At 68.8% G+C, this 8532-nt stretch carries 6 protein-coding genes; 5 read left to right on the top strand and 1 reads right to left on the bottom strand.

Features of this window, described 5'->3' with window-relative positions:
- Positions 1-19: 19 nt before the first annotated feature.
- Positions 20-622: a TerB family tellurite resistance protein gene (locus LVJ94_22605; GenBank protein WXB10006.1), complete on the top strand. Its 603-nt coding sequence runs from the start codon at positions 20-22 to the stop codon at positions 620-622.
- Positions 623-646: 24 nt separating this feature from the next.
- Here LVJ94_22605 and LVJ94_22600 read toward each other — a convergent pair whose 3' ends face one another.
- Positions 647-3022 carry a tetratricopeptide repeat protein gene (locus LVJ94_22600; GenBank protein WXB10005.1) on the bottom strand — a complete coding sequence of 792 codons (2376 nt, stop codon included), beginning with the start codon at positions 3020-3022 and terminating at the stop codon, positions 647-649.
- A 50-nt stretch (positions 3023-3072) separates the two neighbouring features.
- On the opposite strand from LVJ94_22600, the gene LVJ94_22595 reads away from it, so the two are divergent.
- The 4 genes from LVJ94_22595 (at position 3073) to LVJ94_22580 (ending at position 8521) form a co-directional block, all read left to right on the top strand.
- Positions 3073-5085 (top strand): ATP-dependent DNA helicase, encoded by a 2013-nt coding sequence (locus tag LVJ94_22595; GenBank protein ID WXB10004.1) that lies wholly within the window; start codon positions 3073-3075, stop codon positions 5083-5085.
- A gap of 128 nt (positions 5086-5213) precedes the next feature.
- Complete coding sequence (gene eno, locus LVJ94_22590) at positions 5214-6488, top strand: phosphopyruvate hydratase (protein ID WXB10003.1); 1275 nt, start codon at positions 5214-5216, stop codon at positions 6486-6488.
- A 112-nt stretch (positions 6489-6600) separates the two neighbouring features.
- Complete coding sequence (locus tag LVJ94_22585; protein WXB10002.1) at positions 6601-6945, top strand: hypothetical protein; 345 nt, start codon at positions 6601-6603, stop codon at positions 6943-6945.
- Between the two features lie 61 nt (positions 6946-7006).
- Positions 7007-8521, top strand: a complete 1515-nt coding sequence (locus LVJ94_22580) for a HEAT repeat domain-containing protein (GenBank protein WXB10001.1) — start codon at positions 7007-7009, stop codon at positions 8519-8521.
- Positions 8522-8532: the final 11 nt, after the last annotated feature.

Genomic DNA, 8532 nt, shown 5'->3' with positions numbered 1-8532 from the left:
GCTGGTAATCTCATTGGAAATGTCGAGCGAACACAAGATTCACATGCTCGCGAAGATCGCGCGCACGAAAGGGCGCCTGGCGGAGGAGCCTCCGAGCACACGTGTGATCGTGGGGACGCCGACGTCGCCTGGGTCGATTCTCATCTTGGCGGCGGCGTCGTATGGAGCGAAGCCGGCGGAGGATGCGACCGTGCCGACGGGGTTCGATCCCGTGGCGGTCGCGCTGTTCGAGTCCATTGTCGAAGGCGCCTATTTGGTGGCATCGGCCGACGGCGTCGTCGACGACGAGGAACGGCGCACCCTGGAACGGGTCGTTACGGCCGCTTGCGGTGGCACCGTCGCGCCGAAGCACGTGGCGGAGCTCATTACCGAGCTCGAAGCGTGGCTGAAGGAAGAAGGCCTCGAGCGACGCATCGCGGCCGTGGCCACGCAGATCACGCGTAAGAGCCACGCGCGCGAAGTGTTGCGCATTGCCGCGCTGCTGGGGCAAGTCAGCCACGACGTGAGCGAGGTCGAACGCGATGTGCTGGTGCGCCTCGCGCAGGCGTGCGGCCTTCAGGCGAGCGACGTGGACGTTGCCTTGCGCGAAGTGGCCGATTCGCTGGCCGAAGCGGCCTCGTAGTCGCGCCACCTCGGCGTCGCAACGTCACGAAAGGGCATCGCGGGCGCTGGCGAAGAGCTGCGCTTCCAGATCTTGCCCGCGTGCGCGCGCATCGGCCTCGAGGCGCGTCAACACGTCGCGCTGCTTTGGCACGAGGGTCACGCGTCGGTCCGGCGTGGCGTCCTCGAGGCGCGCGCTCAGAAGCGCGAAAAGCTCGTGGCTTCGCCCGAGTCGCAGCAAGCGATCGACCAATTCGTCCACGACGTCGTCGCGCGTGGGATCGGCCTGCAGCTGCCGGGTGAGCTCCTCGACCCGGGCTTCGTCCTCCGCCTCCTGCACATCGTCGCCGTGTTCGCCCGTGCCCCCCAGGCCGATGTTCATGATGGACGGAGGTGACGGCGGCAGGCGCGCCATCGACAGCCCCTCCATGTTGGCGAATTCGTCCGGGGAGAACCCGTCCGACGACTCGCCCAGCTCCGACGGGGGAGCCGGCGGTGGGGCCGCAATGCCCGCGATCTCGGCGCCCACCGCGCGGTACGCCGACGCGATGCCGAAATGGTTCGGACACAGACGCAACGCCGCCGCGAGATGGCGCTGCGCGGCCAGTGAATCGTGCAGCACCTCGCGCTCGAAAATGGCCGCCTCCAGGAGAAACGCCGCCGTCGGCTCGTGGGCCTCGCGGTTGCCCGGTGGCAGCGTCTCGGCATGATCGCGCAGCCGCGCGAAGGCCAGCGACGCGCCGGCCACATCGCCCAACTCCGCGCGCCAGCGCCCCTCGAGCGCGCGCGCCTCCACTGCATCGCGTCCGCCGTGCCGGACCGCGCGCACGTGCACGATGGCCGCGGGCCGATCGTCCAGCTTCTCCGCGAGCGCCTTCGCCAAATCGATGTGCAGCCCTGCCGCGTCCTCGTTCCCGTCCTCGCGCAGATCGATGGCGCGCGTGAGAAGCGCCACCCCGCGCGCGGTCTTGCCACGCGCCACCAGCGCGCGCCCCAAGCCGGCCAGCGCGTGCGCGTCGTCCGGAACGAAGCGCAGCGCGCGCTCGAACAGCGGCGCCGCATCCGCGACCAGCCCTTGATCCTGCCAGGCCGCCCCCGCACGCCACCACACGTCGTAGCGCGCACGCGGCCCGCTGGCCTGGGCCTCCAGGTGCTCCACGTCGGCGCGCGCATCCTGCGTGCGCCCCAGGGCGAGACGCCGCTGCACCCGCGCCCAACGGATCCGCGGCACCGCCGGCGCATGCGCGACCGCCCGATCGAGCCAGCCCGCAGCCTCCAGCGCATCGCGTGTCAGCTCCGCGGCGCGCTCGAAGGCGCGCGCGGCGAGAACCGGCGCCGTCTCGTGCTCGCCGGCCCGCTCGAACGCGGCAATGGCACCGCGCACGTCCCCCGTTTCGGCGAGCAACTCCGCCCGGAGAAAATCGAGGTGCGATCCGCGTCCCTCCTCGCGGTCCACCTCCGCAATGGTGGCCAGAGCCGCCTCGGCGCGCCCGCCGACGAACGCGTCGATCTCGGCGATGCGTGACGCAATCTCCGGGTGACGCGGCGCCCGCTCCAGCGACAACAAATCCAGGGCCCGCGCCCCTTCGTAGTCCTTTCCGAGACGCGCCTCGTCGGCCGCCCGCGTGATGGCCACGGCCTCCAGCGCGCGCGTCGCTATCTCCGTGGGCTCCGCGGCCACGGGATGCGCCGATGCATGCACAATCCACGCATCGTGCGCCGCCGCGATCGACGTGATGCTCACGTCCGCCGTTCCTGGCGTGCGCACGCCCGCCTCGGGAAGCAGCGCGCGCGCCACCTTGGTCACGGCCCGCGGCACGACGAAGCGAGCCCCTTCGCGCCGGGCCAGATTCCCAATCAGCGCCTCGATCGCCGAAATCGCCATGGCCGTCGGGGGGGCGGGAAGCCCTGTCCCGCGGGCCCGCGTCACCATCAGCGACACGTCCTCCCCCGTGACCGTGACCGCCACCGAGAACGCCAAGATGGCGATCTCCGACGAAAGGGCGAACGACGCCCCGTACTTCTCCACCCCGACCCACACCTCGCACGGGCCGACCCCGATGAGGCCGCGCAGGCGCCCCGCCGCCCACCGTCGAAGCCGCTGGACGGGAAGCTCCGCGCTGATGCGGTCCAACGTCCCGCGCCGATGCCGAAAGCGCGACACCCCACCCGAGACATCGAGGGGAAAGCGCACCGTCGGGAGTGCGATCACCAACTCCATGATCTCGAGCACCCCCATCGAAAAAGGCCGCCCCAGCTCCAACCCGAGCCCACCTTTGCCGATGGCCAGCCGCAGCTCGAGCCCCTCCGCCGCACGCGTCGCGCCTGTCGCGCCTGCGGCCGGGCCCGCCGATTCGGGGGTCGGATCCGGGGCGCGACGCGCTGGACTTCGTTGCGCTGAGGGTGGCCGCTGGGAATGCACGGTTTTTCTATGGTAGCAAGCACCCTCGAGGGAGCGCGAGTTTAGGAAGAATGCGAGTTGCGGATGTCATGGGGCCGGGATCGGCCCTCAGCCGGGCCCTGGGCGGTTACGAGCCGCGCGAAGGGCAACTTCGCATGGCGGAGGCGGTGGAGCGCGCCCTGGATATCGAGCGTCCCCTGTTCGTCGAGGCGGGCACCGGCACGGGAAAGACGCTCGCCTACCTGATTCCGGCGGCCCTGAGCGGGAAAAAAGTGGTCATCTCCACCGGCACCCGCGCCCTGCAGGACCAAATCATGTCCAAGGACCTCCCCCTGGTGGCGGAGGTGCTCGCACCGCACGGTATTCGATTCCGTTCGGCCATGATGAAGGGCTTATCGAACTATTTATGCCGCCGCCGCTTCCAGGAGCTGCGTGAAACCGAGGCCCACCGCTTCGCCCTCGAGACGGACTTGATCCACATCGAGAAGTGGGTGCCGCGCAGCCGCACCGGCGACCGGGTCGAGCTCTCCATGCTCCCCGACGACTCCCGCGCCTGGTTCGCCGTGCAGTCGTCCACGGACACGCGCATCGGCAAAGGGTGCGCCTACAACGATGACTGCTTCGTCACGCAAATGAAGCAGGAGGCCGAGGACGCGGACTTGGTGGTGGTGAATCACCACCTCTTTTTCGCGGATCTCGCCCTGCGGCGGGGCATGGCCGCGCAAGGACGGCGTGCGGACATGGCCAGCGTCATCCCGGCCTACGACGCGGTCATCTTCGACGAGGCCCACCAGCTCGAGGACGTGGCGACCACGTTCTTCGGCGTGAGGGCCTCGAGTGCGCGTGTCGACGCGCTGGTGCGCGATGCGCTTCGCACGCTGACCGCAGCGGGGCGAGGGGAGGCGCGCGGCATGCTCGACCGCGTGGAGCACGCCACCCACGCATTCTTTCGAGCGCTTCCTGCGGGGCGTTTTGCGGCCGGCGGTGTGGACTCGCGCCGGCCGCTCACCGGGCAGGAGCTCGAGGGCGCGACGTACGAGCTTTTCCTGAAGCTGGTCGCGGCCGTGGACGCGCTCGCGACCTACGCGGATCTGTTCGCGCGCGAGGAGTCGATCGCGCTCATCGCGCGCCGGGCGGCGGATTTGAAGCGCGATCTGCAGCAGATCGTCGAGGGAGCGCGGGCCATCGGCCGCGGCAATCCGGAGGACGACGAGGACCCGCAGGCCATGCGCAACGTGGCGTGGGTCGAAACGCGGGAGAAGTCGGTGGCCATCGGCTCGAGCCCCGTTCACGTGGGCGGTTTGCTGCGCGGGGCGCTGTTCGATCGCGTCTCGGCGGTGATTTGCACGAGCGCCACCTTGGCCGCCGCTGGCGGCTTTCACTTTGCGAAAGCCCGGCTCGGGGCCACGCCGGAGGCCGAGGAGCTCATCGTGGCCTCGCCCTTCGACTACGGCTCACGGGCCGGCTTCTACGTGGCGCGCGATCTGCCCGAGCCAACGAACCCCGCGTTCGAAGCGGCGGCCGCGGAGCGCATCATCGAGCTCGTCGAAATGACCAAAGGCGGCGCCTTCGTGCTGGCGACCTCGAACCGCGCGATGAAGAACTTGTGCGGCATCCTGCGCGGTCGCATCCGCGAGCCGATCTTGCTCCAGGGCGAGGCGCCGAAGCAGATCCTGCTGGCGCGTTTTCGCGAGCTTGGCAACGCCGTGCTCGTGGCCACGATGAGCTTTTGGGAAGGCGTGGACGTCCCAGGTCATGCGCTGCGGCTGGTCGTGCTGGACAAGATTCCCTTTGCAGTGCCAACCGACCCTTTGGTGGCATCGCGTTCGGCCGAAGTGGAACGCCAAGGTGGGAATCCATTCTCGCAATATTCCGTTCCGGCCGCGGCAATCTTGCTCAAGCAGGGCTTTGGCCGTCTCTTGCGCACCCGAAAAGATGGCGGCGTCATCGCCTTGCTCGATCGGCGCGCGACCACCAAGGGCTACGGGCGAATGCTCCTGTCGAGCCTCCCGCCGGCGCGACGGCTCGGAAGCATGGACGACGTGCGCGCATTTTGGCGGGAACTCGACCTCGTCGGATCGTGAGCGCCTCAAGCGGGGCCGGCCGCCCCATCCGAAACATGTTTCGCGCGACAATCGCGGCGACTCCCGCTTTCGCACGGGGGAAATGAATGCTACTCCCCGGGCTTCCACGACTTTCCCCCGGGTCCAACATGAGCGAAATTTCAGCAGTTTTCGCGCGAGAAATCCTTGATTCGCGCGGCAATCCCACGGTCGAAGTCGAAGTACAAACCGAGAGCGGCCGCGGTCGTGCGGCGGTTCCGAGCGGCGCCTCGACCGGTGAGCACGAGGCCATCGAGCTGCGTGACGGCGACAAGGCGCGCTACCTCGGCAAGGGTGTGCTTCAGGCGGTGCGCAACGTCAATCAGACGCTCGGCCCGGCCATCATCGGGCTCGACTCGCTCGATCAGCCGGCCATCGACAAGGTGCTTCTGCAAGCCGACGGCACGGCGAACAAGTCGAAGCTCGGCGCCAACGCGCTGCTCGGCGTCTCCATGGCCGTTGCGCGTGCGGCGGCCGACGTGGTCGGTCTCCCGCTCTGGCGCTACCTCGGCGGTCTCAATGCGCGCGTGCTCCCCACGCCGCTGATGAACATCGTCAACGGCGGCCAGCACGCCGACAACGGGCTCGAGATCCAGGAGTTCATGATCGTGCCCGCCGGCCTTCCCACCTTCGAGGAAGCGCTGCGCGCCGGAACGGAAGTGTTCCACACGCTCAAGGGCATCCTCAAGAAGCGCAACCTGACGACCGCCGTCGGTGACGAAGGCGGCTTCGCACCGCGCCTCGAGTCGAACGAAGAGGCCATCGGCGTCATCGTTCAGGCCATCGAGGGCGCCGGCTACGCGCCGGGCAAGGACATTTTCCTGGCGCTCGATTGCGCGGCCAGTGAGTTCTACGACAAGAAATCGGGCAAATACACCTTCGACAAGAAGGCCGTGTCGTCCGACGAGCTGGTGGCCATCTACGAGAAGCTCACCAAGACGTACCCTATCGTGTCGATCGAAGACGGCCTCGCCGAGGACGATTGGACCGCCTGGAAGAAGCTCACCGAGCGCGTGGGCGACCGCGTGCAGCTCGTGGGCGACGACTTGTTCGTCACCAACGTGGAGCGTCTGAAGCGCGGCATCGATGGCGGCTACGCCAACGCGATCCTCATCAAGCTGAATCAGATCGGCACCCTCACCGAGACGCTCGACACGATCCGTCTCGCGACCGCGGCCAAGTACCGCTCGATCATCAGCCACCGCTCGGGCGAGACCGAGGACACCTTCATCGCCGACCTCGCGGTGGCGACGAACGCCGGCCAGATCAAGACCGGCAGCTTGTCCCGCTCGGACCGGATTGCGAAGTACAACCAGCTGCTTCGCATTGGCTTCGAACTGGGCGCCGGCGCCGCCTTCGCAGGCCGCGACCCCTTCAAGTCGTAGTCGCTCTTCGCAGGGTGCGCCTCCACGCCGAGGCGCACCTGCTGCGAAGTGCCGAAATTCGTTGGCAGCACGCGGATGAGCGGTACGGCCATGGCAGCGCTAATTTGGACGCATGCGCGTCGCCGAGGCCCATAGTCTCGCCTATCACCAGGCCGTGGCCGAGCGGCTGCGCCGCGAGCCGGACCTTTTGAGTGACGTTCGCATCCGGGTGCTGACCTGGCTGGCTCGGCAGGACCGTTCCCGCCATTACGCGGAGGAGTGGCTTCGCATCGTCGATGCGGGCCTGCCCGCCGTATTGGCGGTGCTCGAAGGACCGTCGTGGCACGACGTCGATCTGAGGCACGCGTCACCTTTCGCCGGGCTCCTTCCACCACAGGATCGTTGGCGTATCTGGAGGTCGATCCCGCATGACCCGGAGAGAGACCCTGGACGCATCCGCGCGGACGCGCGTCGCTGAAGTTTTTTTATTCTCGTCGCGATTTCGACGAACAAACGTCGGGGTTGGGCGTCCATGAAGCATGCGCCGATCGCTTCTTGCTTGGAAGGTGGCGACCTTGCTTTCGCTCGGGCTCGCTGTGTTCTTTGCGTTGCGCCCGATGCGGAAGGCTTCCGGGGAGGAGGCGCGGGCGGACCGTTCGGAGCTTGCGCCCAGCACGGCGTGTGCGGGGGTGGCCATGCCGGTGCCGCTCGGGGGCGGGTTCGTGGCCGATTCGGAGCGGGAACCGGGGGCGACGCCGATGTCGCTCTACGTTGGCCAGTGGATGGATCGGCTTCGGGCGGCGCGGTTGGAATCGCACAAGTGCACGGCGCTTCGCCACCTTGGCATTTCCGGGGAGCCGGCGGCGGTGCAGACGATCCTCGAGGTGTATCGCACGGCGCGCCGACCGGAGTTGCGGTACTGCGCCATCGACGCCCTTGGCGAGACCGGGGCGTCCGAGGCGATGAATTGGCTCGGCGAGATCGCGCGCGGCTCGGATCCGGGGCTCACGGGAGCTGCGTTCGGGGCCCTGGCCATGAGTCGCAGCGAGGCGGCGCGCGCGGAGCTGCTCGAGTTGGCGCATAGCGATTCGCCCAAGTTGCAGCATCAGGCCATCGTGGCGATGGGCCAGGCCGGATGGCCCGAGGCGGCGCCGCTCCTGGTCCACGCGCTGGAGCGTGCCAAGGGACGGGACAAGACCGCGCTCGTGTACGCGTTGGGGGAGGTGGGGGACCCTTCGACGGTGCCGATGTTGCTCAATCTTGCGCAGCAGGGTGGACCGGGGGAGATGCGCGGCATTGCCGTGGAGGCGCTCGCCCAGATTGGCGGGCCCGAGGCCTTGGCGTTTCTCCTGCAGGAAGCCCGCGGCAAGAATGCGCCGACGGTCGTGAATGCGCTCGCGCAAATGTCGGACGAGGCGGCGCAGAAGGCGCTCGCCGACTTGTCGCGAACGCCAGGCCCTGCGCAGGTGCAGGCGCTGCAAGAGACGATGGGCAACGCGCCCAACAGCGATCCGCGTGCGCGCGAAGAGGCTCGCACGGCCTTGATCCGCATCGCGCACCAAGGTGGAAAGGACGCCGCGGAGGCGGTCAACGCCCTGGCGATGGATGAATCGCTGGAGAGCTCCCGCGAACTCGCCGCCATCGCCCGCGGTAGCGGCCCCCAGGCGGAGCAGGCGGTCCTGTCCCTCGGCCGTCGCGAGGATCCCGAGTCCGTGCGGACCGTCACCGAGCTCGCGGAAGGTTCGTCCCCCGCGCGTGCGGGCGCGCTGCAGGCGCTGGCGGAGGCCGGCGATCCGCAGTCCATGGGGACGTTTCTCCGCGCGTACGAATCGCAGAGCGGCGATGTGCGGGGCGCCGCCTTGCAAGGGCTCGCGCAACTCGGCGGGCCAGAGGCGGAGCGCGTTCTCGACGGCGCACTTCGCAGCAGCGACGCCTCGACCCGCCGCCAGGCGGTGCAAGCCATCCGCACCAGTGGCAGCTCCACGATGGAAGGGCGCGTGGACGCCGCGGGCGATTCCGACGAGGGGCCGCCGCCCGATCCTTGCGCGCGCTGACTGACACGCCC

Source organism: Sorangiineae bacterium MSr11367 (assembly GCA_037157805.1).
In the GTDB taxonomy this organism is placed as follows: Bacteria; Myxococcota_A; Polyangia; order Polyangiales; family Polyangiaceae; genus Pendulispora; species Pendulispora rubella.
The sequence above is the reverse complement of the archived record's forward strand: the minus strand, read 5'-3'. Positions and strand labels throughout refer to the sequence as shown.